Source organism: Martinezella sp. CNPSo 3795 (assembly GCF_057784475.1).
In genome coordinates this window covers 119637-144960 of sequence record NZ_JBXSOQ010000009.1, presented here as the reverse complement: position 1 = coordinate 144960, position 25324 = coordinate 119637, and the positions used below count along the sequence as shown (strand labels likewise).

The window sequence follows — 25324 nt, the reverse complement described above, 5'->3', positions numbered from 1 at the left end:
ATAACAATCATCCTCTCGGCTTGGAGACGCTTGATCGCCCGCATCGGCGCTTGTCATCCCGATATGCGTGGATGCATTGCATTTTGGTGTTTGAAAAACATCCGCAAACGTCTTACATCGAAAAGACACTGTAATTGGGAGTTAAAGCAATGGGTTCTCTAAGCATATGGCACTGGCTCATCGTCCTGGCCATCGCGCTGTTGTTGTTCGGCCGTGGAAAGATCCCGGAGCTGATGGGTGATGTCGCCAAGGGCATCAAGAGCTTCAAGAAGGGCATGAACGACGACGAAGATACGTCGACATCCGCGTCGACGGCGTCCCGTACGGTCGAGCATAAGGCTGACGAAACGAAGTAATCATGTCGGGCAGGCGCAAGCTGAAAGGCTTGCCGTTAGCCCAGGAGCCTTTGCATGTTCGATATAGGCTGGTCCGAGCTGGTGGTTATTGGCGTCGTGGCCTTGGTGGTGATCGGCCCCAAGGAGTTGCCGTCGACATTGCGGACCATCGGTAAGATGACGGCGCGGGCCAGGAAGGTCGCTGGCGAATTCCGCGCTCAGTTCGACGAAGCCATGCGCGAGGCGGATCTGGATGATGTGCGCCAGACGATCGCCGATGCGCAGAAGCTCAATCCGGTCAATTCGTTGCGGGAAGCCATGAACCCGCTGCGAGAAATGGGCAATGAGATAAAGGCTGATCTGCAGCGTGCGGCAACACCGGACAAAGCAGCCCCGGCCGCGACACCATTGCCGTCCGAGCCGGTTTCGGGTGTGACGTCCGGCCTGCCGGAAGCACTTGCGGCCACATCCACAATGCCTGCCGTTTCGAGCAATCCGTCGCCAGCGGCGGCTCCAGAGGCGGTGGCAGCAGTCGTCCCTCAGCCGATGGCCGCTGTGAATGACGCAGTAGAGAAGCCGAAGGCCGCTCGTAAACCTCGCGCTAAAGCCCCGGCGAAGACCGAGGATGTTGCGGCTGCCGCCGTCCAGACGCCCGTCGTCACGGAAAAACCAAAGCGAGCCCCGCGCAAGGTCGCGGTCGCTGCTGCCGTAGAGAAGACGCCCCCAGCTCCCAGGAAGCGTCCGACCGCTACAGCCAGCAAGGCGACGCCTAAAACGCCCAAGAAGAAGGACCAGGCATGACGGGTGACATCGACGATAAGCCGCAACCGCTTATCGAACACCTTATGGAATTGCGCACACGGCTCATCTGGTCGCTCGTGGCTTTTTTCATTGCCTTCATTGGCTGTTTCGCAGTGGCGAAGCATCTCTTCAATTATCTGGTCTATCCTTATAAATGGGCCGTCGAATGGGCTCATCTCGATCTCGCGAAGTCAGAGCTGATCTACACCGCGCCACAGGAGTTCTTCTTCACCCAGGTGAAGGTCGCCATGTTCGGCGCCTTGGTAATTTCCTTCCCGATCATCGCTTCGCAGATCTACAAGTTCGTCGCGCCCGGCCTCTATAAGAACGAGCGTAATGCCTTTCTGCCGTTTTTGATCGCTTCGCCCGTACTTTTCCTCATGGGGGCAGCACTCGTCTATTTCTTCTTCACGCCCATGGTGATGTGGTTCTTCCTGAAGATGCAGCAGACGGGTGGCGACGGTCAGATCGGCATTGCGCTGATGCCGAAGGTCTCGGAATATCTGAGCCTCATCATGACGCTGGTCTTCTCTTTCGGGCTCGTCTTCCAGCTTCCCGTCATCACCACGCTGCTGGCACGTGTCGGCTTGTTGACGTCGGCCTGGCTCGCAGAAAAGCGCAAGTTTGCCATTGTTTTCGCCTTCATCGTCGCTGCTGTGCTGACGCCGCCGGACCCGATGTCCCAGATCGGCCTTGCACTGCCGACAATCCTTCTCTACGAGATTTCCATCTACGCGGCGCGACTCGTAGAACGCCAGCGTACCCGGCAAGCGCTCGAAGAGAGTGGCGGAAGTTCCGATATCGCCAAGACGGATTAACGTCCAGGCGGGGAGGCCTTCGCCTCGTTTCTCAGGTATTTGCCGGTTCGACCTCCGACCGAAGCCTCGGTCGGAGCTGTACTTATGTCAAACGACCTGGAACGAAGATGCTTGATATCAGATGGATTCGTGAGAATGCCGAGGCTTTTGATGCAGCGCTTGCCAAGCGCGGTGCGGAGCCTCTGTCGCAAAGCCTCATAGCGCTCGACGAGAAGCGCCGATCCGTCATTCAGTCCGTCCAGGATATGCAATCGCGCCGCAACGCCGCTTCCAAGGAAATTGGCGCGGCGATGGCGCAGAAGAACAGCGAGCTTGCCGAGAAGCTGAAGGCCGAGGTTGCCGACCTTAAGCTGTCGCTTCCGGCTGCGGAGGAAGAAGAGCGCACGCTGACGGCCGAGCTCAATGACGCGCTGTCACGCATTCCGAACATACCGCTCGAAGACGTGCCCGTCGGCAAGGACGAGCACGACAACGTCGTCAAGCATGTCTGGGGCGCCAAGCCGACCTGGAACCATCAGCCGAAAGAGCATTTCGAGATTGGCGAAGAACTCGGCTATATGGATTTCGAACGCGCGGCAAAACTGTCCGGCTCGCGCTTCACGGTGCTGACCTCGCAGCTTGCTCGCCTTGAACGCGCACTCGGTCAGTTCATGCTCGATCTGCACACAAGCGAGCACGGCTATACCGAAGTTAGCGCGCCCTTGATGGTACGCGACGAGACGATGTTCGGAACAGGTCAACTGCCGAAATTTGCAGAAGATTCGTTCAAGACCACGGACGGTCGCTGGCTGATCCCGACGGCTGAGGTATCGCTGACCAATCTCGTCTCCGGCGAAATTCTCGATCAGGAGAAGCTGCCACTGCGCTTCACCGCACTCACGCCGTCCTTCCGATCGGAAGCAGGCTCGGCCGGTCGCGATACCCGCGGCATGCTGCGCCAGCATCAGTTCTGGAAATGCGAGCTGGTGTCGATCACCGACGCCGAAAGCTCCATTGCCGAGCATGAGCGGATGACGGCTTGCGCAGAAGAAGTGCTGAAGCGCCTCGGCCTGCATTACCGCGTCATGACGCTTTCGACCGGAGACATGGGCTTTGGCGCGCGCAAGACCTATGATCTCGAAGTCTGGCTGCCGGGACAGGATACTTATCGAGAGATTTCCTCCTGCTCCGTCTGTGGTGATTTCCAGGCCCGGCGCATGAATGCGCGCTATCGCGGCAAGGACGACAAGAACACAAAGTTCGTTCACACGCTGAACGGCTCGGGAACGGCCGTCGGCCGCTGCCTGATCGCCGTGCTTGAGAATTATCTCAATGCTGACGGCTCGGTCACTATCCCCGACGTACTCCTGCCATATATGGGTGGTCTGAAGAGGATCGAAAAAGCAGCATAATCAGGTGGTGGGGCGATGCGTATTCTTTTGACCAATGATGACGGCATTCACGCCGAAGGTCTGGCGGCATTAGAGCGCATCGCCCTCACGCTGTCTGATGATGTCTGGGTCGTTGCGCCTGAGACGGATCAGAGCGGCCTTGCTCACTCATTAAGCCTTTCCGAGCCGTTGCGCATGCGCAAGGTTTCCGACAGGCATTATGCGTTGCGGGGAACGCCGACCGATTGCGTCATCATGGCGATCCGCAAGGTTCTGGATATCAAGCCGGATCTCGTGCTCTCCGGCGTCAATTCCGGATCGAATGTCGCTGACGACGTCACCTATTCCGGCACCATCGCCGGAGCCATCGAGGGCACGCTGCAAGGCGTGCGCTCCTTTGCTTTGAGCCAGGCCTATCTCTATGAAAACGGCGCGCGCGTCGTGCCCTGGGAAGTGGCAGAAGCACATGCTCCGGCTTTGCTTAACAAGCTCATGAACGTCGATCTGTCTGACGGTACCTTCCTCAATCTGAATTTTCCGAATTGCCGCCCCGAAGAGGTCGACGGAGCGGAAGTGACCGCACAGGGCAATCTTGCCTTCAACGTGCAGGTCGAGGAGCGGGCCGATGGCCGCGGCTTCCCTTACTATTGGCTTCGCTTCGGTGAGCGGAGCGGCATCTTCCGTCCAGGGACCGATATTCAGGCGTTGAAACAAAATCGTATTTCGGTAACGCCTTTGAAACTCGATCTGACGGATTATTCGGCGCAAGACCGCGTGGCGCGGGCGCTCGGTATGGAGTAGCGGATTGACACCTCGTTTGGTGGAAAAGGAAGGCTTTGCGGCCGTGGTGTTGCGGCTGCGGGCGGAAGGCATATTGGACATCGATCTGATGACGGCGGTCGAGCAGACGCCGCGCCTGCCTTTCGTGCCGGCGCAATTTGCCGATGATGCCTATTCCAGCCGCACGATTCCGATCGATTGCGGTGCCTTCATGGAAGGCATCGATCTTGTGGTGCGTATTCTCCATGGCTTGAAGATCAAGCCTGGCCATCGCGTTCTCGAGATCGGCACGGGAAGTGGTTTCACTGCGGCTGTTATGGGACGAATCGTCGAGCGCGTGCTGACGGTCGATCGCTACAAGACGCTGACGACATCGGCGCAGCAGCGCATGGATACGCTTGGGCTGCGCAATGTCATCATCCGTCAGGCTGATGGCAGCGCCGGTCTGCCGGGCGAGGGCACCTTCGATCGCATCCTGGTGACGGCAGCTTTCACGACAATGCCGCGCTTTTATGCCGAACAGCTCGTGTCCGGCGGTTCGATGATAGCCCCGCTTATTATTGATGAGCGCACATGTCGCTTGGTGCGACTGACGAAGACGGGAAGCCGATTCGAGCGCGAAGAATTGTTCGACGTTCCCTATCAGCCCATCGTGCCGATGCTCGCCTCCTATCTTTGAGGCTCAATTCGGGCTGATGCCCCTATGAAACGGGCGCATTGGCGCCGTTTCATTCTCTATGGTTAGCAATTCCTCAAAAAAACACATGCCGCACCAGTGCTTTAACCGCATGGTAAGATTAACGCGCTTTAATCGACCCATAATCGGTTGCGTCTTAAGTGGGTCGAGTCATGGGTTTCAGTCTTTCTTCAAACGTCAGCAAATCGGCAGGGAAGGTCCTGGTGGCCATTCTTCTGGCGAGTACGGCCACAGCTTGTAGTTCGGACACGACCCGTTTCAGTGGTCTCTTCAATAAAACGGACAATGTAACGACCGGCTCGATCAATCGTCGCAGCCTGAACGGTCCGAACGGTGATCTCGTACCGCGCGCAGACGTTGCTCAAGCAGGCGGTTACGGCCAGCAGGATTATTCGCAGCAGAGTGCGCCGGTATCGCAACCCTATCCCAACTCGCCGGCTCGCTATAACCCGTCCTATTCCAGCGCACGGGCTTCGACCGCTCCCGTCGCAATTCAGCGCACCGATCTCGCTCCTCCGAGTGCTTCCGCCAGCAATTCTCGTCGGATGCCGCAGGCGGAATCTGAGGCAATGGCGCAGCCGTTCCCCGCATCTCGCAGCAATAACGGCTCGCGCGCCGCGCCGGCACTTGCTCCCGACACCATGTCGACGGGCACGATCAAGACTGCCGCCGCGCAGCAGATGTCTCCCGGCTGGACCACGGTCAATGCTCCGAGCGTGACGCTGCATCAGGGTGAAAATATTGCGCTGTTGTCGCGCCGCTATGGCGTTCCGGAAAAGGAAATTCTGCGTGCGAATGGCCTGCGCAATGGCGCTGCCGCGCAGCCTGGCCAGCAGATCGTCATACCGACGATGAATGGGGCAGGTGTTTCAGGCCCGGCCAAGATGGCCGCTGAAGCGACTGATCTTTCCAAGGGCGGCAAGATGCCTGGTCCTGCCAAGGCGCCGCAGCAGGAAGCGCTCGCATTGCCCTCCGGCAACCAGATGCGCGGCAAGTCCCAAGCTGGCCTCGCTGACCCCAATAAGCTCGCGGCCGGTAATGGCAAGGGGCCGACGCCGAAGGGCACCTATGTCGTCAAGCCGGGTGACTCGCTGGCAAGAATCGCCAAGGAAAGCGGCGTGAGCGTCGCTGAACTGAAGCGTGCGAACAACATGCAGGCCGGCGATAGCATTCGCATCGGGCAGGCACTCGCGTTGCCACACGGTTCCGTCGCTGCTGCAGACCCGGTCAAGACTGCCTCGATAGAGCCTCAGAAGGCATCCGCCAAGCCGGGCGCGTTGCCTGTGGAGCCGAAGCAGGCCGCCGCAGACCCGATCGCCAAGCAGGCACCCAAGGCGGTTGCTCATGCCGACGCGGCAGCTGATGCCCCTGCCAAGCCGAAGGAAGTTGCCTCCGCTTCGCCGAGCCAGTCCATTAACGATGCCGCAAAGTCGGATGCGCAGGCCGATGCGCCCGAGGCGACCGGTATTGGCAAATATCGCTGGCCGGTTCGCGGCGCTGTCGTCGCCGGCTATGGCGCCAACGTCAACGGCAGCCGCAACGACGGCATCGACATCTCCGTTCCCGAGGGCACGCCGATCAAGGCGGCCGAAAACGGCGTCGTCATCTATGCCGGCAATGGCCTGAAGGAACTCGGCAACACGGTTCTCGTCCGCCACGACGACGGTACCGTCACGGTCTACGGTCATGCGGACGCACTCAGCGTCACTCGCGGCCAGAAGGTCCAGCGTGGTCAGACGCTCGCGACGTCGGGCATGAGCGGCAATGTCAGCCAGCCGCAGCTGCACTTCGAAGTCCGCAAGAATTCGGCTCCGGTCAACCCAATGACGTTCCTTGAATAGGTAGTGCGTCTCAAGGACTCTGCAAAAAGCCCGGTCACAGCCGGGCTTTTTGTCGTTCATGGCGTTGTCGATCGAAGATCAATCACGCTCCAGCACGATGCGCAGCCGGCCGGCGAGATCCTGGATATATTGCCAGGCGACACGGCCGGAACGGGCGCCGCGGGTCGTTGCCCATTCCAAGGCTTCGTGATGCATCTGGGCGCGATCGAGATCAAGCTTGAAGTGATCGGCATAGGCGTCGATCATCTGCAGATAGTCTTCCTGGCTGCACTTGTGGAAGCCGAGCCAGAGGCCGAAGCGATCGGAGAGCGATACCTTTTCCTCAACGGCTTCCGAGGGATTGATCGCGGTCGATTGCTCGTTTTCCATCATGTGGCGCGGCAGCAGGTGGCGACGGTTGGATGTGGCATAGAACAGCACATTATCAGGCCGACCTTCGACGCCGCCGTCCAATGCCGCCTTCAGCGACTTGTAGGCGGTATCGTCATGATCGAAGGAAAGGTCGTCGCAGAAGATGATGATGCGATGCGGCGTTGCCTTCAATATATCGAGCAGCACCGGCAGCGAGGAAATATCCTCGCGATGCACTTCGATCAGCTTCAGCGACACGCCGGTCGCCCGACGCACGTCTTCATGCACCGCCTTGACCAGCGAGGATTTGCCCATGCCGCGCGCGCCCCACAGTAGCACGTTGTTGGCGGCGAAACCTTCGGCAAAACGAAGCGTGTTCTCGTGCAGAATGTCGCGCACGTGATCGACGCCGCGGATGAGGGTCAGCGCCACACGGTTCGGCCGTGGCACCGGTTGCAGATGAAGTCGGGCAGGGGCCCAGACGAAGCAGTCGGCGGCATTCCAGTCATTGACGGCAGGGGCCGGGCCGGCCAGACGTTCGACAGCGTCGGCAAGGCGACGGACTTCGGCAAGGATCAGGGCGTTTTGGTCTTCAGTCACCGTTTCCTCCTGAATATTGAACAAGAAAGTCGTAAAATGCGCGCGCTGTCTTGCCGGGTATCATGCTCCTTTAGGGGCTGAAAGGCTAACAGACCGGGAAAACGGTACGGTTGACGGCTGTTTTTGTTGCATTCGCCATACGCGTAACTATATTCCGGCCACCTGACGCGGGGCCCGTTCCCGCTCGGAATTCAAGGGAGTTCTCGATGTTTATCACCAACGCATATGCGCAGAGCGCGACAGATTCGGCCGCGAGTGCCTTCGGCGGTTCCGGCTTTGAAATGATCATCCTGTTTGTGCCGCTGATGGTCGTTTGGTATTTCCTCCTCATCCGTCCGCAGCGCGCGCAGGCGAAGAAGCGTGACGAGATCCTGAAGAACATCCGCCGCGGCGATCAGATCGTCACCAGCGGCATCGTCGGCAAGGTCACCAAGGTCATCGACGAAAAGGAACTGGAAGTCGAGATCGCTGAAGGCGTGCGCATCCGCGTTGTCCGCAGCGCCATTTCCGAGGTTCGCGTCAAGGGCGAACCCGTCAAGGCGGACGCCGCGTAAGGCTCCTCCCGAGAGGCGGCGCCTGCCGCCGCTGCGCATCTTCGAAATTCGAGATCGACTTTCTTGAAGGACTGTGCACAAATTCAAGGTGTTACTGCGCCCTTTGCATTTTCCGTCGAAAGGGAGGGCGCGGTAGGGAAGCCCTAATTCGAGAGAGCGATGCTGCACGTCTCCTGGTGGAAGACCGCCCTGATCTGGTTCGTCGTTCTCTTGAGCGTGCTTCTGGCCGCTCCCAACCTGCTTGGTGAGCGCTCGCTTTCATCGTTTCCAGCATGGTGGGCACATCGAAAGATCGAGCTTGGCCTTGATCTTCGCGGCGGATCGCATCTGCTGCTTAAGATCGAACGGGGTGACGTCGAGAAGGATCGCCTGGAAAGCATTGTCGGCGATATCGCCACCCGGTTGCGCACCGTCAATGTCGCCTATTCGGGCCTCACCGGCACCGGCCGAAAAATCCAGCTTCGCATCGGCGATCCCTCGCAGGTTCAGGCTGCTTTGACGGCATTGCGGCCACTGACGGCGGGATCCGATCAGCCGTCCGTTGTTCTGTCCCAAGGTGACAATGGTGCGCTGACGCTCGATATCACCGATGCGGATATCAACAGCCATGTCTCATCGGCGATCGCACGCGCGATCAAGGTCATTCATGCCCGTATCGCGCAACTCGGTGTTGGAGAACCACTGATCCGCCGGCAGGGATCCGATCGTATCATCGTTCAGGTGCCCGACCTTGCCGATGCGCAGCGGCTGAAAAACCTTCTCGGCCAGCCAGCTAAGCTCAGCTTCCGCCTGATCGATCAGTCGATGTCGGTTCAGGACGCCATGGACAAGCAGCCGCCGGCCGGATCCGACGTGCTATTTTCCGAAGATGATCCGCCCGTTGGCTATCTCGTACAGCGGCAGCCACTGCTCTCGAACGTCGATTTTTCCGATGCCATCGCGGTCGTTGACAATCAGAAAGGCGAAGGCACCGTTTCCGTCAAGCTGACGCCGGAGGCAACTCACCGCTTCGCGCAATCGACGGCCAGCAATCTCGGCAAGATCATCGTCGTCGTGCTTGACGATCAGGTCATCTCCACTGCCTCTCTGAAGACGGTCATCGCAACAGGCGAGATCGACGTTCCCGGAGATTTCACCGCCCAGGGCGCGCAGGATCTAACCGTCATGATCAAGAGCGGTCCGCTGCCGGCAACCCTGACGACGGTCGAAGAGCGCACCATTCAGCCGGGCCTTGGCGGCGAAACGGCGCATTATGGTCTGATTGCCTGCATTGCGGCCGCTGTCTTCGTTGCGGCCCTGATGATCGGCTTCTACCGCTTGCTCGGCATCATCGCGACCATCTCGCTCGTCATCAACATGATCATGGTCGCGGCCCTCATGGGCCTGCTCGGCATTACGCTCACCCTGCCGGGTGTCGCTGCCATCGTCCTCATTATCGGCATTGGTCTCGATGCGCTGGTGCTGATCTACGAGCGCGTGCGCGAAGAGGAGAGGAAGACCCATCTTCTCGTCGATGCGCTGCGCCACGGCTTCAACCGGGCAGCTGCGACCGTCGCCGACGCCAATCTGACGGTTCTGATCGTCGCGGCCATTCTCTTTTATGCAAGCACCGGCGCGGTGCGCGGCTTTGCCGCCACGTTGATGGTGGGTGTCGTCACCACCTTCTTCACTTCCTGCTTCGTCACACGGTCGCTGGTGAATATGTGGATCTCGCGCCGCAAGCCGCGCACTTTGCTTGTTGGTGTGCGCAGCGGCATTTTCGACAATGCCAATATCCGCTTCATGGGCATCCGCCGCTATACTTTTACGGTCTCTGCGGCTCTTTCGGTCGTCACTCTCATTGCCTTCGCGACGGTCGGCATGCACCTCGGCATCGATTTTGCCGGCGGATCGATCATCGAGGTCCGGGCCAAACAGGGCGTTGCAGATCCCGTCGACATTCAAACCCGTCTTGACGCCGTCATTCCGGGCGACGTGCGCGTCGAACGGCTCGCCGATCGTCTTGGCGCAGTGGTTCGCGTTCATGCTCAGGAGGGCGGTGAAAACGCCGAACAATCCGCCGTCTCGCTCGTTCAGGACGAGCTGAGCAAGGATTACAATTTCGCCCGCGTCGAAGTGGTCGGTCCAGCCGTATCGGGCGAGATCACCACTACGGCTTCCCTTGCCGTCCTTGCGGCCCTGGCGGCAATCCTGATCTACATATGGGTACGGTTCGAATGGCAATTTGCCGTCGGCGCGATCATTGCGACTCTACACGATGTCATCCTGACGCTCGGCCTCTTCGTGCTATCAGGCATGGAATTCAACATGACGAGCATCGCCGCGATCCTCACCATGGTCGGCTACTCGCTGAACGACACGGTTGTTGTCTATGATCGCATGCGCGAGAATCTGAAGCGCTATTCGCAGATGCCGCTGCCGATTTTGATCGATGCTTCCATCAATCAGACACTATCTCGTACCATTCTGACATCGGCGACGACGCTTTTGGCGCTGTTTGCCCTCTACATCTTCGGCGGCGAGGTGATCCGTGCCTTCACCTTCGTTCTGCTTTTCGGCGTCGCTGTCGGCACTTTTTCGTCGATTTATATTGCGGCGCCCGTGCTGATCCTGTTCAAGCTGCGGCCGGACAAGTTTCAGACCGGCGGCGAAAGCAATGGACCCGCGGCCGGCGATATCCAGTCAGGCAAACCAGCGGTGTGATACAGTGGCTAAAGGTATAGAAATCCGAAACGCGCATTTCCCCGGACGCGCACCGATCGATGCTTACGGCAATGGCGGCTTTCGCTTCGCCGACATGTCGCATCGCGGTTCGCTGTTGTGCCTGCCTTCGGGCATCTACGGCTGGGACATGCTGCAGGGCGATGCGCTGACGCCGGATCGCTTCCAGAAGGTTCTCGATGAAGCCGCCGAGATTGAAGTGCTGCTCGTCGGCACCGGCATGGAGCTGCACCCGCTTCCCGCCGAGCTGAAGGCCGCCCTGCGTGGAAAGCAGATTTCCTCCGACCCGATGAGCACGGGGGCAGCGGTGCGCACCTTCAACATCATGCTTTCCGAATCGCGTGCCGTGGCCGCGGCGCTAATCGCCGTCTGACCTTCGGATCCAAGCGTATGACAACACCAGCTGCGCCTCGGAGCAACCGGGACATCTGCCTCGCTACGCTTCGCGACACCGATCGCGATCGCTATCTCGCCTGCCTGCTGGCACCGGAGGATAAGCGCCCGGCACTTGCCGCGCTCTATGCCTTCAACGCCGAGCTGGCGCGCGTACGCGATCTCGTGCATGAGCCGCTGCCAGGCGAAGTGCGGATGCAATACTGGCGCGATCTCCTCGAAGGGCAGTCCCACGGCTCGAGTGAGGCCAATCCGCTGGCTTCCGAACTTCTCACTGCGATTGAAGAGTATCGCCTGCCGCGCCAGACGCTGATCGACATGATCGATGCGCGCATATTCGATCTCTACGATGATCCCATGGAAAGCCGCAGCAGTCTGGAAGGCTATGCTGGTGAGACGGCTTCGGCCCTTATCCAGCTTGCAAGCCTGGTCCTGTCCGCCGATGAGGCGAAGCGCTCCGCCGATGCCGCCGGCCATGCCGGCGTTGCGCAGGCGATTGCCGGTCTGCTGCTCCTGATGCCGCTGCACCGCCATCGCGGCCAGCTCTATCTACCGCTGGAGATCCTGGCGGCAACCGGGCTCGATCGCGACGGTTTTCTCGCCGGCGAGGACAAGCCACGCATTTCGGCGGCGATCGAGGCCTTCGCCGGTCTCGGTCGCGAGCATCTCGCCAAGGCGAGGGCGGCAGGCGCCATACCGCAGGCCGTATTCCCGGCGTTTCTGCTTGTCACCTTGGCCGAGCCTGTGTTGCAGAAGGCACAGAAGCTCGGAGTCGGCATCTTCGATCAATCCCTGGTGCTGCCGCAATGGCGCCGGCAGCTGCGCATGGCGATAGCGTCGATCACAAAGAAAATCTAAAATACACCAAGCTCGCGCAAGTCTCGGCGTCTATGGAGATGGCGGCACTTGATTTGCATTTCAGGGGGATCTGCCGTGGGTATTGTCGTCTGGTGCATACTGTTTGCGATTGTCATCTTCATTGCCTATTACGCGACGCGCATGGCATCGCAGAACAAGGAAGACGGCCTGCACGATACCGGCCTTGCGATTCTGGAATTCGGCCGCGCTTTTCCGACGGAGGCCATTCGCCAGCTGCAGACGACCGCCGACGGGCAGGCGGTCTTCGTGCGTCTGCATGACGACAAGGCGGGGTTCATGCGCAATGTGCGCAATCATTTCAGCGTCCATCTGATCGAGCCGGGCAGGGCGCGTGCCAAGATGTCGGCAACCGGACGCGGCTTAATCGTCGATTTTCTGGATGTGCCCCACCACAACGGCACATTCGAATTCAAGACACCGACGGAAGCTGCTGAGGTCTCGCTCTGGCTGCTCGGCAACTATGTCGCCGGCGAGGACGCGAAGCTCGAGCACCACGCGCCGCCGGCAACAAGCTGAAGATCACGAAAGCGCTAAAGTCAGGCGCTTTCCGCGAATACGGGTGCAGGCAAGCCGAGCCATCCGGCGCAATCGGCAAGCGCACGCTTGGCGATGAGCTGGCGCTTCATGATGGTCTTGTCCTTGCCGCGAAAGCGCTTGACGCCTTCCGGCTTGACGATCGAACCCGGCTCCAGCTCCGGGAAAAGCCCGAAATTGATGTTCATGGGCTGGAAGGAGCGTTTGCCCGGCTCCTCGTCGGAGACGATGTGGCCGCCGGTGATGTGGTTCAGCAATGAGCCGAGCGCTGTCGTATCCGGAGGCAGCAAAGGCGCTTCGCCTTTGCGCTCGGCTGCTGCGAAGCGGCCGGCGAGCAGGCCGATGCTGGCGCTCTCGACATAGCCTTCGCAGCCTGTGATCTGGCCGGCGAAACGCAGGCCCGGGCGCGACTTCAAGACCAGCGAGCGGTCGAGCAGGGTCGGCGAGTTGATGTAGGTATTGCGGTGCAGGCCGCCGAGGCGGGCGAATTCTGCATTTTCGAGGCCGGGAATCAGGCGGAAGATCTCCGCCTGCGCGCCGTATTTCAGCTTGGTCTGGAAACCGACCATGTTATAGAGCGTGCCGAGCGCATTATCCTGGCGCAGCTGTACGACGGCATAGGCCTTGACCGTGGGATTATGGGCATTGGTGAGCCCCATCGGCTTCATCGGCCCGTGGCGCAGTGTTTCGCGTCCGCGCTCCGCCATGACTTCGATCGGCAGGCAGCCGTCGAAATAGGGCGTGCCTTCCCATTCCTTGAAGCCGACGGCGTCGCCGGCGATCAGGGCATCGACGAAGGCATTGTATTGGGCCTCGTCCATCGGGCAGTTGATATAATCCTTGCCGGTGCCGCCGGGGCCGACCTTGTCGTAGCGCGACTGATACCAGCAAATGTCCATGTTGATGCTGTCGCGATAGACGATCGGCGCGATGGCATCGAAAAAGGCGAGCGCATCCGTTCCGGTTTCAGCCTGGATGGCGCTGGCAAGCGCGGGCGCGGTCAGTGGGCCGGTGGCGATGATTGCCTGGTCCCATTCCCTGGGCGGCAGCCCCTGGATTTCTTCACGGACGACGGTGATCAGCGGATGATTTGCAATCGCCTGCGTCACGGCTGCCGAGAAGCCGTCCCGATCGACAGCAAGCGCTCCGCCGGCCGGTACCTGATGCTTATCCGCGCATGCCATGATAAGCGAACCCGCCATGCGCATTTCCGCATGGATGACGCCGACAGCATTGCTGGTGGCATCGTCGGAGCGGAACGAATTGGAGCACACCAACTCGGCAAGATCGTCCGTCTTGTGTGCTTCGGTGCCGCGCACGCCGCGCATTTCATGCAGAATGACCGGAACGCCGGCATTGGCGATCTGCCATGCGGCTTCCGAGCCGGCGAGGCCGCCACCGATGACGTGGATAGGGGAGTAAGAAGTGATCTGTGTCATGCGCGCGTCATTATCACGGGCAGGCCGGCGATCCAATGCTTTGCTAAAGCATGCCGCTCAAAACTGCGCAGCGGTCTTACGGCAAACTTAGTCTCTGGTCCGCCAGCTTAGTGCGAGCTACCTATCGAAAGGTCTTGAGGGCGGTTCTGCAAGAGTGATGCGGTTTCCGTCCGGGTCAATCAATTGGGCGATCTTTCCATAGTTGCCTTGCGATTCACCCGTGAGCTTTACGCCAAAGTCTTCGAGCAATTTGCGGGCTTCATCCATTTTCGGCACCACAATGGTTAGTCTGCCGTGCCCCGCATTCTCCCTATCATGGAAGATTTGAATGTTCGCGCCTGCGACATTGCGCCATTGGATCAACCCATCCATGGGACGATCGTCAGGTCCTCGGTCGAAAAGTTGAGTATAGAACGTTTCCGCCCTGTCCATGCTGGCCGTCGCGAGCGCGGCGTAAATTCCTTGGATTTGCATTCTCCGCCTCCCTGCTAAAAGATCTCCACCTGTAAATGAGAAACCGGCGGTTCCGTTCCAATACCGCGCGTGATGGCGGCAGGGGCTATCTTCGCCTGCTGTGCACGGGCTGCTGCGAGGCTGGACGAGTGGCAGCATTGATGTCCGGTAAGGGTGAGCGGTTCGCCGGTGATCAACTGAAACTCTGCGAGTCGATTAAAGTAATACGGCGACCCAATCGCCGGAATCAAAAACGGCGCCAAAGGCGCCGTCTTGAAGCAGTCTGCCAGTCCGTTTCTATTAACGGAAAGAACGAGCAGCGATGTTGCGAATTTCGTAGCGGCTGACGCCGATGTCCGAAAGGGTCTGGCTGGAGAGGTTGCCAAGTTCGTTCAGAGTGCGGCGGTAGCTGATCCAGTTCTTTGCAATGCGAATCGGGTTCATGATTTTTTCCTCGGTATCTTGTTTGCGGGCGGTGTGATTACCGCCTCAGCGCTTGCACTCTATATAGGCGCGAAGAGGTTGATTGTGCAGTGCAAAGAAGATGCGTCTGCTATGCATTTGTGCAATATGACGCCCAAAAAGCAGTCGATGCTCAAAATTTGTGTGCTTTGCAGATAAGGAATAGCTCGCGGCGGATCGGTTATGCTGCGCTTGCTCAGTCGGGAGGCAAAAAAGAACGCCCGCCGCGGAGGTCCGCAACGGGCGTTGAGAGGCTTTCGCGAGTGGCGAAGCCTATCCGGCGATTAGCGGCCGGTGGCTTCGCGAGCAACGCGATGGATGTCGGCGCGGTCGATGCCGAGGTCGTGCAGTTCACGAGCGCTCATGCGGCCGAGTTCGTTAACGGTCTGACGATACTTGCGCCAGTTGTTGAAAGAGCGGGTCAGGTTCATTGTAGTCCCTTTCGAGGATCAAGGGATCGAGCAGTTCCGTGATTGGTTCCGTCGTCGATCTAATGGATTTAAATATATGCTGCGCCGCGAAAACTAAAAGCGCGAAAGCTTCATGCCACCTATGCATAACGCGCAAGTCTTGTGGGGGCTTTGCCTAAGATGGTGGCTGCTTTGTGTGCATATCGCGGCCAAAGCTGGTCAGTCGCCGTAAGTCAATTCCGCGCCAGTGTCAGCCATTCCGAAGTGTTTGCCGGTAGCCGCCCGCTTTTAGCCATCTTTTCGCCAGCCCTGCTATTTTGGAGGGGCCGATGTTGCCGCGAACTGCCGTGCGGCGGTTCAGAAGTGAGCTTAAGACTCTTCCCCATACTGGCAATTGCCGGCCGATAGCCGGCATGGGCATCCGTTCAGCATAAACCGATTTAGGTGGGTAAAAAACAACGCCCACCGCGGGAGGAGGATGCGGTGGGCGTCATTTGAGATGATTGACGACTGGGAGGAGGAGTGTCGTCAATCTATCGAAGCGCACTGGGAGGAGGAGTGTGCGGCTCCGAATATCGTGTCGGGATGCTATCCCCAGGCTTGGTCCGATCTGCATCGGTCCGGCGCGCCACCGCCGTCTTGTTGTTTGATAAATAGTATGACTTTTCGAATTTGTGCAGCGCAATAATTTCATGGGAGGCATGAGCTGCGCGCATATCTTTAGTTGGTATCTCTTTACCGGCCGTCAGGATACTGCATGATCCCTTAATTCCGTATTAATATGGCACACATTCCTGTGAGCCGAAGCCTCTGCCAGAACGCTCGGCTCGCATCGATTGGGCGGCGATTTGTGCTAACTCTGTCGCGAGCAGAATCGCAGCGAGGGGAGCCGGGCATGTACAGGGGAAGGCTGGAGCGGGATCTCAAGATCTGGACCGACAAGGGGCTGGTCGACGCGGGGACGGCGAAAGCCATCCTCAGCGAGTATGACGGTCGTCAGACGAGTTTCAGCGCTGGCCGGGTGCTGACCATCATCGCCGCCGTGCTTCTCGGCCTTGCCATCTTGCTGTTCATCTCCGCAAACTGGGAGGCTCTTCCGAGAATTGCCCGTCTGCTGGGGCTGGTTGCGATGATATGGGCCTTCTATCTCGCGGCGGCATATTTATTAGCTCAGGGTCGCTCCATCCTCGCCGCCGCAATGTTGATCCTCGGCACCTTGAGTTTCGGCGGCGCCATGGGGCTGGTGGGTCAGATGTACAATCTGTCCGGCGACGAGCTCAGAATGATGCTCGTCTGGTTCGCCGCGGCCTGCATTGTTGCGGCGTTGTTTCGTTCCTCGGCGCAGGTCGGGCTCGCCGGTTTTCTCGCCTGGGCATTTTGCGGCGCCTATCTCTGGGGGCATCTCGACGAATGGTATGGGATCATGCCCTGGATGCCGCCTCTGATGGCCATGGTCCTGATTGTGCTTGTCCGCTATGTCGATGCGCCCATGGCTCGCCATCTGGCCTATCTCATGCTCGTCGGCTGGCTTGCATGGCTATTTGGCCGTCACGAGGGATTGAATACCGCGATCCTGTTTGCCGCTCTCGGCATGGCGGCGTTTCTCGTCGTTAGTGTTCCCGCGTCGCCGCTGATGCCTTTTGCCCGCACAGCTGGTGCCGCGCCGGCCTTCTACACCTTTCTGATCGCATCGATCGGCTTCTTCCTGGTTCATGCCGAGATCAGCAACGGGTCCTTTGAGAACAATGTCTGGGTGGAAGACAAATTGCCGCTCGTCATCGTGGCGGCAGCGACACTGGCGAGTTGCGTGATCGCAATCGCGCTCAGTGGCCGCGACAACGGCGCGGTGCGCTATCTGGCCTATTTCGTCTTTTCCTGCGAGATTCTTTACCTCGCCAGCGAGACGATCGGCTCGATCATCGGCACGGCCGGGTTCTTCCTCGTTGCCGGCTTGCTGGTGGCGATTGCCGCCTGGCTGGTCATCCAGCTGGAACGGCGTTTTTCCGATAATCGCGGGCAGGGGACGCGGGCATGACCGATATCGCTGAGAGGAGTCTGAGCATGGGTTCCCGCCGCCTGTGGATTGCCGCTATCGTCGTTGCCGCTCTGCAGACGGCGGTTCTTGGCTACATGGTTGGCGAGCGGGCCTGGGGCTTGCGGAGCGGCGTCGAGATTCTTTTGAAGACTGCGCCAGTCGATCCGCGCGATCTTTTGCGCGGCGACTACGTGACCTTAAACTACGACATCTCGCGGGTTCCGTTCTCGACGATGGTTGAAGGACCGCCGAAAGCGAGCCGAAGTGGCGCGCTATTGTCCGTTCGCCTGAAGAAGCAGGACGACGGTTACTGGGGGATCGTCGAATCATCATTTGGAAAGCTCGATCCGAAGCCCGATACGGTCGTGCTCAAAAGCTTGCCTGTCGACTATGTTTTCTATGGCGATGCCGCCGACCCGTCGCAGGCGATTGTCGGGGTCGCTTATGGCATCGAGCGCTACTACGTGCCCGAAGGGCAGGGACACGATATCGAAAGCGCCCGCAACGCCAATCGCGTCGCCATTGCGGCGCGGGTGTCTTCGGATGGCGTTGCCCATATCAGAAGCCTGCTTCTAGACGGCAAATCCGTCTACGAGGAGCCGCTTTACTGACGATATCTGCGCTAATGGCTCCGATAAGCTTTAAGCGTTGTCGCGGAGCCGTCATTTTTCCTTTGCGTGGTTTAAAACGGGTGATATAGAGACGCCGCGCTCCGGAAGGCCCCATGGGCAGGCATCGCCATGCGGTTTTGGGAACGCGGGTATGGTGAAATTGGTAGACACGCCAGATTTAGGTTCTGGTGCCGCAAGGCGTGGGAGTTCAAGTCTCTCTACCCGCACCAACACTGTCTTGTGGACGGGGGGAGGCTCACGAAGCCTGTCTTCCGATATGCCGCAGGACGCGCATCTTGCCCAAAGCATCCCGCTTTCGATGAGGAAAGTGGATAAGATGTTTTGGCTCGTGACGGGATAGAGCTGCCTTTTGCGCGTTCATTCGAAGGCGCGGCGCTCTTGCAAGATGAAAGAGAATTGCATCCAAGCCACGCTCGGGATTTTCCGGCGTCGTGCTCATCGAAACGAACGGCAGGCTGGGCACGGCCGCCATGAATGAAGGTAGGACAATGCAGGTTATCGAAACGCTCGCTGAAGGGCTGAAGCGCGAAATCAAGGTGGTCATCCCGGCCAAGGACATGGAAGTGCGCATGAACGAGCGCCTGGCCGAGGTCAAGGACAAGGTCCGCATCAACGGCTTCCGTCCGGGCAAGGTTCCGGTCTCGCACCTGAAGAAGGTCTACGGCAAGTCGATCATGGCTGACCTCGTCAACGAAATCGTTCGCGACCAGCCGCCGGCGATCCTGACCGAGCGCGGCGAGAAGTCGGCCACCCAGCCGGAAATCGCGATGACGGAAGACCAGGACGAGGCAGAAAAGATCCTCTCCGCTCAGGCCGATTTCGAATTCACGCTGTCTTATGAAGTCATCCCGGCGATCGAACTGAAGCCGGTCAATGGCATCAAGGTTACCCGCGAAGTCGCTGAAATCAGTGAAGACGAAGTGACCGAGCAGATCCTCAAGATCGCTGAAAGCGCTCGTAGCTACGAGACCAAGAAGGGCAAGGCTGCCAACGGCGACCGCGTCACCATCGATTACCTCGGCAAGGTCGACGGCGTTGCCTTCGACGGCGGCAAGGACGAAGACGCACAGCTCGTTCTCGGCTCGAACCGCTTCATCCCGGGCTTCGAAGAGCAGCTCGTCGGCCTCAAGGCTGGCGATGAGAAGGTCATCACCGTAACTTTCCCGGCCGACTATCCGGCCAAGAACCTCGCTGGCAAGGAAGCCACCTTCGACATCAACGTCAAGGAAGTTGCAGCTCCCGGTGAAATCGAAATCAACGACGAACTCGCTTCCAAGCTCGGCATCGAATCCGCCGATCGCCTGAAGGAGATCGTTCGCGGTCAGATCGAAAGCCAGTACGGCTCTGTCACCCGCCAGAAAGTCAAGCGTCAGATCCTCGACCAGCTCGACGAAATGTATCAGTTCGACACGCCGCAGAAGCTCGTCGACGCCGAATTCGCCAGCATCTGGCGCCAGATCGAAACCGATCTCAGCGAATCTGGCAAGACCTTCGAAGACGAAGACACGACCGAAGAAAAGGCTCGCGAGGAATACCGCAAGCTCGCCGAGCGTCGCGTTCGCCTCGGCCTCGTTCTCTCCGAAATCGGCGAAAAGGCCGGCGTCGAAGTCAGCGAAGACGAACTGCAGCGCGCTCTCTACGCACAGCTCCAGCAGTTCCCGGGCCAGGAAAAGGAAATCCTCGAATTCTTCCGCAAGACGCCGGGCGCCTCCGCCAACCTGCGCGCCCCGATCTTCGAAGAAAAGGTCATCGACCATCTGCTGACCGAGGTCAACGTCACGGACAAGACCGTTTCCAAGGAAGCGCTGCTGGCTGACGACGAAGAAGAAGACAAGCCGGCTGCCAAGAAGGCCGCTCCGAAGAAGAAGGCTGCTGCCAAGGCTGAAGCAACCGAAGCTGCCGCTGAAGGCGAAGAAGCAGCGGCTCCGAAGAAGAAGGCCGCTCCGAAGAAGAAGGCTGCTGAAGACAGCGCCGAATAATCGTCTTTCTTCTGGACTGACATTGAGCCCTACCGGAAACGGTGGGGCTTTTGTTGTTTCGTCATAATGCTTCCTCTCCCCGCAAGCGGAGAGAGGGCTGGGGCGAGAGGCCCCAGGCTATCAGCAATCAGTTCGGCGCGATTATTCCTTACCCAAAGCGCGGCGAATGGCTGTCTCGACCGGGCTATAGGCATTATCCGGCCGTTCCAATCGATAGGGCTCAGCAAGGCCGATCGAAGGCTGCGCCATAAATCGCGGCGTGGCGCCTCGATGCTTCTGGGCGGCGTGGATTATGAAGGGATGGCAGATGTAGACCGTACCAGCCTTTCCCGTTGCCAGTGCGTGAGGGCGGTCGGCTCCCATCTGCTCGAGCATCATATGAGAACGCCCGTGCTCTCCGGCAGGCTCGAGATAGCGCGCCATATCCATGTGAGAGCTGACGCGGATGCGGGTCGGCGCATCGTCTTCGCCAACATCGGAAAACAGGAATAGCGTAAGCAGAGCGCGCCCTCGCGAGGTGACATTCACGCGCCAGGCGGAGAAGTCGCTTTGCTCATTCGGATCGCAATCGTCCCCAGGAAAGCTGAGGTCGACATGCCAGCCGGCGTCGCCGGGATCGTCCGGATGCGGGAAACGCACGGGGAAGGTCCCAAGCCCATCTCTTGGCAGCCATCGCCCACGCCCGACCAGTTGATCGAAAGCAGCGTGCAAAATGGGCATATTAGCGATGGCACGGAATGGCTCGCCGCCATAGCCTGGCAGCCTCACGACCGGAAATCTCCAACTTGCCGGATCGTGCTCGCGACATGGAATATCGCGCCACATGATGGCGCGGGCTTCGGCAGCCTGTTCCTGTGAAAACGCATCATCGATGCGTATAAAGCCATGTTCAATGAAATCGTTCACCTGCGCGTCGGAAAGCGCAGCCGGATACTGTTTTTGGGATGGCATGAAATCTCTCTCGATCATCGCGCCGTTTTTCACCCTTCCTGTGCGGGCATCACGGCTGTTTCGGCAAAGACCTACCCGCGGCCTCGCGGCCGTTGAGGCGGTCTCGTCTTCATTTGGCTGAAAGCCTAGGGATTAGCGGCTTATGAAGAAGACCGAAGCGATGTTGAGAATGTTCATCATGCCGGCAGAGTAGTGAGCTCCGCCGGCATGGTCAATATTGACCTATTAGAGTTCCGACTTGATATCGCCCATGCGGTTCCAGGCGTCGAGGCCGGCGATCTTGTAGGCTTCGGCAAGCGTCGGATAGTTGAAGGTGTTTTCGACGAAATATTCGACGGTGCCCTTAAGGTTCAGCACGGCCTGTCCGATGTGCACGAGCTCGGTGGCGCCTTCGCCGACGATGTGGACGCCGAGCAGGCGGCGGGTCTTCAGCGAGAAGATCATCTTCAAGAGGCCTGTGTCGAGGCCCATGATGTGGCCGCGCGACGTCTCGCGGAAGCGGGCGATGCCGCACTCATAGGGGATGTGCCGTTCCTTGACCTCTTCCTCCGAGAGGCCACAGGTGGAAATCTCCGGCACGGCATAGATGCCATAGGGGAAGTATTTCGGCGGCTCCTTGGCGATCGCGCCGACGGCGACGCGCGCGGCAATGCGGCCCTGTTCCATCGACGTGGAGGCAAGGCTCGGGAAACCGACGACATCGCCGGCGGCAAAGATATGCGGAACCTTGGTGGCGAAGGTTTCCGGATTGACGCTCAGGCGGCCGCGAGCATCGGCCTCAAGGCCGGCAGCGGCAAGATTAACGGTGTCGGTGGCACCCATGCGGCCGGCGGCGAAGAGCACCATGTCTGTCGTGATGCGGCGGCCATTGTCGAGCGTCAGCTCGACCTTGCCGTTCTGCCGCTCCACCTTCTCGGCCTTTTGACCGAGCAGCAGCTTCATGTTGCGATCGCGAAGCTGATAGGTGAAATCCTCGACGATCTCCTTGTCGATGAAATCGAGCATGGTGGATTTCGGATCGATCAGCGTCACCTGCGTGTCGAGCGCGCTGAAGATTGTGGCATATTCGATGCCGATGACGCCGGCGCCGATGACGACCATCGATCGCGGCAAATCCTCGATCTCGAGGAGTTCATCGCTATCGAGAACCGTCTTGCCGTCGAACGGCATGTAATCCGGACGGAAAGGTTTGGTGCCGACTGCAAGCAGTATGCTGGCGGCGGACACGGTGACGACCTCGCCATCATCCTTGACGATCTGCATCGTCTGCGGATCGACGAAGCTTGCCTTGCCTCTGATGTGCTGGACGCGATTGCGCGCGAATTGATGCTCAAGCACTTCGACCTCGTGGTCGAGGGTGATTAGCAGGCGGCGGCGGAGATCCTCCGCACTGATCTCCTGTTTGACGCGATAGGCGCGACCGTAGAAGCCGCGTTCGCGCCAACCTGAAAGGTTGAGCGCGGTTTCGCGCAGCGTCTTGGAGGGAATGGTCCCGGTGTGGACCGAGACGCCGCCGACCCGCTTGCCTTGCTCGACGACGAGTACCTTCTTGCCGAGCTTGGCAGCCTGAATAGCGCCTCTGCGGCCGGCGGGGCCGCTACCTACGACTAGGAGATCGAATTGGTCCATCGGGAAGCCTCGGATGACTGGAATGGGGAATCAATGTCGCAATGCAACATGCTCCGTCAACCGGTAGCGTCTCAATGTTACAGATTATCTAACGGGAAGTTTGGTGTTCACGAGGCCGAAAGACCGAGCCAGGGTTCCAGCTTCTCAAAAGTACGGTCCATGGCATAGGCACGCGTGAAGGAGAACGGTAGGTGACCATAGATGATCGACATCTGGCCCTCCGCGGTAGCCTCATTCGTCTTGGCAATGGCGGCAAGGTAAAGTGCCGAGGCCAGGCCAGTTCTGTCGGCTCCGGCCTGGCAATGAATGAGGATCGGCTTTGGCGCATTCCGCATGATCTCGACAAGCTGCGCCGCCTGCTCCTGTGTCAGCTCTCGGGCCGAAGACATATGGAAATCGATATGGTCGATGTTGAGCGCTTTCGCCTCGGCAACTTCGGTATCGTACCAATGGTGGCCGCTATTGTAGCCACGCAGGTTGATAATGGTCTTGATGCCGTATTGCTTCTGAAACTCGGCGATGTTGGTGGCCGAGGGCTGCGAAGAACGGTAAAGCTCGCCGGCAATGACCGGATGGAAGTTCGTCGTCCAGAGCATGTGAGCATAGAAGCCGCTGGCGGCCACCAGAAAAGCGCCTGCCGCGACAAGCGCGCCGCGACCGATAGAAAGGAGGCGATGAGCAAGCTTGGGCGACATCTTCGGCATTCGATCTCCAGATGGCCGGCGCATGGAAGCGGATAAGGCCAAATCAAACAACAGCTTCCACGGGCGGATCAGCCGACAGGAACGCGGCGATCCTTCTGCCAGATGATCCTGACGCCGAGCTGAAAAATGAAAGCGGAGATCGCCATGACGAATTCGGGATATTTCGCCATGATCGAATGGATGAGATTCGATAATGATCACGTAAAATCAAAAACATACAATATAGATTTGAAGTATCGGATTATCGCATCTGCGACAATTTCAAATCAGCCGCAATGCGCGGAAGCTGACATGGCCGTTTTTTCCAATGATAACATGGTCGTGAACGGTGATGCCCAAAGGCTTGGCAGTGTCTATGATGGTCTTGGTCATGTCGATATCGGCACGCGAAGGTGTTGGATCTCCTGACGGGTGATTGTGGACTAGAATTACTGCGGAGGCGGAGAGTTCGAGCGCGCGCTTGACGACCTCGCGCGGATAGACCGGCGTATGATCGACCGTGCCGAAACCCTGCACCTCATCGGCGATCAAGGCGTTGCGCTTATCGAGAAACAGCAGGCGAAATTGCTCGCGTGCTTCATGCGCCATAGCGGCATGACAATAATCGATGAGCGCCTTCCAGGAGGAGAGCACCGGCTTACCCGTCAATTCGCTCTTCAGCATGCGCTGCGCGACGCTTGCCACGAGCTTCAGGTCGAGAGCGACGGTATCGCCAACGCCACTGACCTCCGTCAGCAGGTTGACCGGAGCGCCGAATACGCCGCCAAGCGTGCCAAAACGGGCGAGCAGGGCCTTCGCGATCGGTTTCGTGTCTCGGCGCGGGATCAGCCGGAAAAGCAGGAGTTCGAGGATTTCGTAGTCCGCCAATGCCGCGTCGCCGCCGTCGCGATAGCGATTGCGCAACCGTTCGCGGTGGCCATGATAATGGGCTTCGACGTTGGTTGTCGCGGATTTGGCTATCGGTGCGGATTTGGATGTCAAGGCGGGTTTGGCGACCTGTTGAGGGAAGAACAGCCGCTCGTCGAGTAGCGGCGCATCTTCCAACGCCTCCGTCTTCCCGCCTCTATCGAGGGGCATGTCACCATGTCCGTTAGAAGAAGCGGGACGTTTTGCCATGAATTATCCCTGCAGCGGCGGCAGGCCGGGGCGGTCTAGGCCGCCGGGCGACAGGGTGAAGATCTCGCAGCCCGTCGCAGTGACGCCGACCGTGTGTTCGTATTGTGCCGAGAGCGAGCGGTCGCGCGTGACGGCCGTCCAGCCGTCACCGAGCACCTTCACATGCGGCTTGCCGAGATTGATCATCGGCTCGATGGTGAAGATCATGCCTTCACGCAGTTCCGGGCCGTCATTGACCCGGCCATAATGCAGGATATTCGGCGAGTCATGGAAGAGGCTGCCGACGCCGTGGCCGCAGAAGTCGCGCACGACCGAGCAGCGCTCGCCTTCGGCATAGGTCTGGATCGCTTCGCCGATGGCGCCGGTGCGTGCACCCGGACGAACGGCGGCAATGCCGCGCATCAGAGATTCATAGGTGACTTCCAGCAGCCGCTCGGCCGAACGCTTGATTTCTCCGACCGGATACATGCGGCTGGAATCGCCGTGCCAGCCATCGAGCACATAGGTCACGTCGATATTGACGATATCGCCTTCGCGCAGCGGTTTGTCGTTGGGAATGCCATGGCAGACGACGTGGTTGATCGAGGTGCAGGAGGATTTCATGTAGCCGCGATAGTTCAGCGTCGCGGGATAGGCGCCGTGATCCATGCCGAATTCGAAAACGAAACGGTCGATGACATCGGTGGGCACGCCAGGCTTGACGATCGCGGCGAGTTCATCGAGGCAGCGGGCGGTCAGCTGGCACGCCTTGCGCATTCCGGCAAAGGCGTCCTCTCCGTAGATGCGGATAGCACCCGTATTTTTCGCCGGCGCCGTTGCCGCTTCGATGTAGTTCACCAT

The 25324-nt window shown here is 59.2% G+C and carries 25 protein-coding genes and 1 tRNA gene; 16 read left to right on the top strand and 10 right to left on the bottom strand.

The window, feature by feature from the left end; all coding sequences use genetic code 11:
* Positions 1-149 precede the first annotated feature (149 nt).
* The 7 genes from AC13QY_RS23245 to AC13QY_RS23215 all read left to right on the top strand — a co-directional run bounded on the left by AC13QY_RS23245 (position 150) and on the right by AC13QY_RS23215 (position 6642).
* Positions 150-356, top strand: coding sequence for a twin-arginine translocase TatA/TatE family subunit (locus tag AC13QY_RS23245; RefSeq protein WP_069611973.1), 207 nt, complete (start codon positions 150-152; stop codon positions 354-356).
* Positions 357-410: 54 nt separating this feature from the next.
* Complete coding sequence (tatB, locus tag AC13QY_RS23240) at positions 411-1136, top strand: Sec-independent protein translocase protein TatB (RefSeq protein ID WP_113352623.1); 726 nt, start codon at positions 411-413, stop codon at positions 1134-1136.
* Positions 1133-1954, top strand: coding sequence for a twin-arginine translocase subunit TatC (gene tatC, locus AC13QY_RS23235; protein ID WP_113333673.1), 822 nt, complete (start codon positions 1133-1135; stop codon positions 1952-1954). Before tatB ends, tatC begins: the two co-directional genes overlap by 4 nt.
* A 107-nt stretch (positions 1955-2061) precedes the next feature.
* Positions 2062-3345: a serine--tRNA ligase gene (gene serS / locus AC13QY_RS23230; RefSeq protein WP_113333674.1), complete on the top strand. Its 1284-nt coding sequence runs from the start codon at positions 2062-2064 to the stop codon at positions 3343-3345.
* 15 nt (positions 3346-3360) lie between these two features.
* Positions 3361-4125 carry a 5'/3'-nucleotidase SurE gene (gene surE, locus AC13QY_RS23225; protein WP_069611977.1) on the top strand — a complete coding sequence of 255 codons (765 nt, stop codon included), beginning with the start codon at positions 3361-3363 and terminating at the stop codon, positions 4123-4125.
* A gap of 4 nt (positions 4126-4129) precedes the next feature.
* A complete protein-coding gene (locus AC13QY_RS23220) occupies positions 4130-4783 on the top strand; it encodes a protein-L-isoaspartate(D-aspartate) O-methyltransferase (RefSeq protein ID WP_069611978.1) in 654 nt (217 codons plus the stop codon).
* Positions 4784-4953: 170 nt separating this feature from the next.
* Positions 4954-6642 (top strand): peptidoglycan DD-metalloendopeptidase family protein, encoded by a 1689-nt coding sequence (locus tag AC13QY_RS23215; RefSeq protein ID WP_113352622.1) that lies wholly within the window; start codon positions 4954-4956, stop codon positions 6640-6642.
* A 78-nt stretch (positions 6643-6720) separates the two neighbouring features.
* Here the strand turns inward: AC13QY_RS23215 and AC13QY_RS23210 are convergent, their stop codons facing one another.
* The gene (locus AC13QY_RS23210; RefSeq protein ID WP_069612289.1) at positions 6721-7593 is read right to left on the bottom strand and encodes an ATP-binding protein; all 873 of its coding nucleotides are present in this window, start codon (positions 7591-7593) and stop codon (positions 6721-6723) included.
* A gap of 206 nt (positions 7594-7799) precedes the next feature.
* Here AC13QY_RS23210 and yajC point away from each other — a divergent pair, with 206 nt between their 5' ends.
* From yajC to AC13QY_RS23185, 5 genes are all read left to right on the top strand, one after another.
* Positions 7800-8147: a preprotein translocase subunit YajC gene (gene yajC / locus AC13QY_RS23205; protein ID WP_047634659.1), complete on the top strand. Its 348-nt coding sequence runs from the start codon at positions 7800-7802 to the stop codon at positions 8145-8147.
* Between the two features lie 159 nt (positions 8148-8306).
* Positions 8307-10850, top strand: a complete 2544-nt coding sequence (gene secDF, locus AC13QY_RS23200) for a protein translocase subunit SecDF (RefSeq protein ID WP_488493953.1) — start codon at positions 8307-8309, stop codon at positions 10848-10850.
* A gap of 4 nt (positions 10851-10854) precedes the next feature.
* Positions 10855-11241 carry an Mth938-like domain-containing protein gene (locus AC13QY_RS23195; RefSeq protein WP_113352620.1) on the top strand — a complete coding sequence of 129 codons (387 nt, stop codon included), beginning with the start codon at positions 10855-10857 and terminating at the stop codon, positions 11239-11241.
* 17 nt (positions 11242-11258) lie between these two features.
* Positions 11259-12119, top strand: a complete 861-nt coding sequence (locus tag AC13QY_RS23190) for a phytoene/squalene synthase family protein (protein ID WP_113352619.1) — start codon at positions 11259-11261, stop codon at positions 12117-12119.
* 75 nt (positions 12120-12194) lie between these two features.
* Complete coding sequence (locus tag AC13QY_RS23185) at positions 12195-12656, top strand: hypothetical protein (protein ID WP_113352618.1); 462 nt, start codon at positions 12195-12197, stop codon at positions 12654-12656.
* Between the two features lie 20 nt (positions 12657-12676).
* On the opposite strand, the gene trmFO is transcribed toward AC13QY_RS23185, so the two are convergent.
* The 4 genes from trmFO to AC13QY_RS23165 form a co-directional block, all read right to left on the bottom strand.
* Positions 12677-14113: a methylenetetrahydrofolate--tRNA-(uracil(54)-C(5))-methyltransferase (FADH(2)-oxidizing) TrmFO gene (gene trmFO, locus AC13QY_RS23180; RefSeq protein WP_113352617.1), complete on the bottom strand. Its 1437-nt coding sequence runs from the start codon at positions 14111-14113 to the stop codon at positions 12677-12679.
* Positions 14114-14230: 117 nt separating this feature from the next.
* Complete coding sequence (locus AC13QY_RS23175) at positions 14231-14587, bottom strand: VOC family protein (protein ID WP_113352616.1); 357 nt, start codon at positions 14585-14587, stop codon at positions 14231-14233.
* A 279-nt stretch (positions 14588-14866) separates the two neighbouring features.
* Entirely contained in the window at positions 14867-15010 is a 144-nt protein-coding gene (locus AC13QY_RS23170) for a DUF1127 domain-containing protein (RefSeq protein ID WP_069611985.1), read from the bottom strand.
* A 302-nt stretch (positions 15011-15312) separates the two neighbouring features.
* Complete coding sequence (locus AC13QY_RS23165; RefSeq protein WP_081615319.1) at positions 15313-15459, bottom strand: DUF1127 domain-containing protein; 147 nt, start codon at positions 15457-15459, stop codon at positions 15313-15315.
* 874 nt (positions 15460-16333) lie between these two features.
* On the opposite strand from AC13QY_RS23165, the gene AC13QY_RS23160 reads away from it, so the two are divergent.
* From AC13QY_RS23160 to tig, 4 genes are all read left to right on the top strand, one after another.
* Positions 16334-17473 carry a DUF2157 domain-containing protein gene (locus AC13QY_RS23160; protein ID WP_113352614.1) on the top strand — a complete coding sequence of 380 codons (1140 nt, stop codon included), beginning with the start codon at positions 16334-16336 and terminating at the stop codon, positions 17471-17473.
* Entirely contained in the window at positions 17470-18084 is a 615-nt protein-coding gene (locus AC13QY_RS23155; protein ID WP_113333684.1) for a GDYXXLXY domain-containing protein, read from the top strand. The genes AC13QY_RS23160 and AC13QY_RS23155 overlap by 4 nt, the downstream gene beginning before the upstream one ends.
* 145 nt (positions 18085-18229) lie before the next feature.
* Positions 18230-18314: transfer RNA gene (locus AC13QY_RS23150), tRNA-Leu, on the top strand.
* 279 nt (positions 18315-18593) lie between these two features.
* On the top strand, positions 18594-20084 hold the full coding sequence (gene tig, locus AC13QY_RS23145) for a trigger factor (RefSeq protein WP_113333686.1): 1491 nt from the start codon (positions 18594-18596) through the stop codon (positions 20082-20084).
* A gap of 141 nt (positions 20085-20225) precedes the next feature.
* Here the strand turns inward: tig and AC13QY_RS23140 are convergent, their stop codons facing one another.
* The 5 genes from AC13QY_RS23140 to map form a co-directional block, all read right to left on the bottom strand.
* Entirely contained in the window at positions 20226-21035 is an 810-nt protein-coding gene (locus AC13QY_RS23140) for a phytanoyl-CoA dioxygenase family protein (protein ID WP_113352685.1), read from the bottom strand.
* Between the two features lie 225 nt (positions 21036-21260).
* The gene (gene sthA / locus AC13QY_RS23135) at positions 21261-22664 is read right to left on the bottom strand and encodes a Si-specific NAD(P)(+) transhydrogenase (RefSeq protein ID WP_113352613.1); all 1404 of its coding nucleotides are present in this window, start codon (positions 22662-22664) and stop codon (positions 21261-21263) included.
* A gap of 107 nt (positions 22665-22771) precedes the next feature.
* Positions 22772-23368, bottom strand: a complete 597-nt coding sequence (locus AC13QY_RS23130; RefSeq protein ID WP_113333688.1) for a dual specificity protein phosphatase family protein — start codon at positions 23366-23368, stop codon at positions 22772-22774.
* Between the two features lie 261 nt (positions 23369-23629).
* Positions 23630-24445 (bottom strand): RadC family protein, encoded by an 816-nt coding sequence (radC, locus tag AC13QY_RS23125; RefSeq protein ID WP_488493952.1) that lies wholly within the window; start codon positions 24443-24445, stop codon positions 23630-23632.
* A gap of 42 nt (positions 24446-24487) precedes the next feature.
* Positions 24488-25324: a type I methionyl aminopeptidase gene (map, locus tag AC13QY_RS23120; protein ID WP_106997750.1), complete on the bottom strand. Its 837-nt coding sequence runs from the start codon at positions 25322-25324 to the stop codon at positions 24488-24490.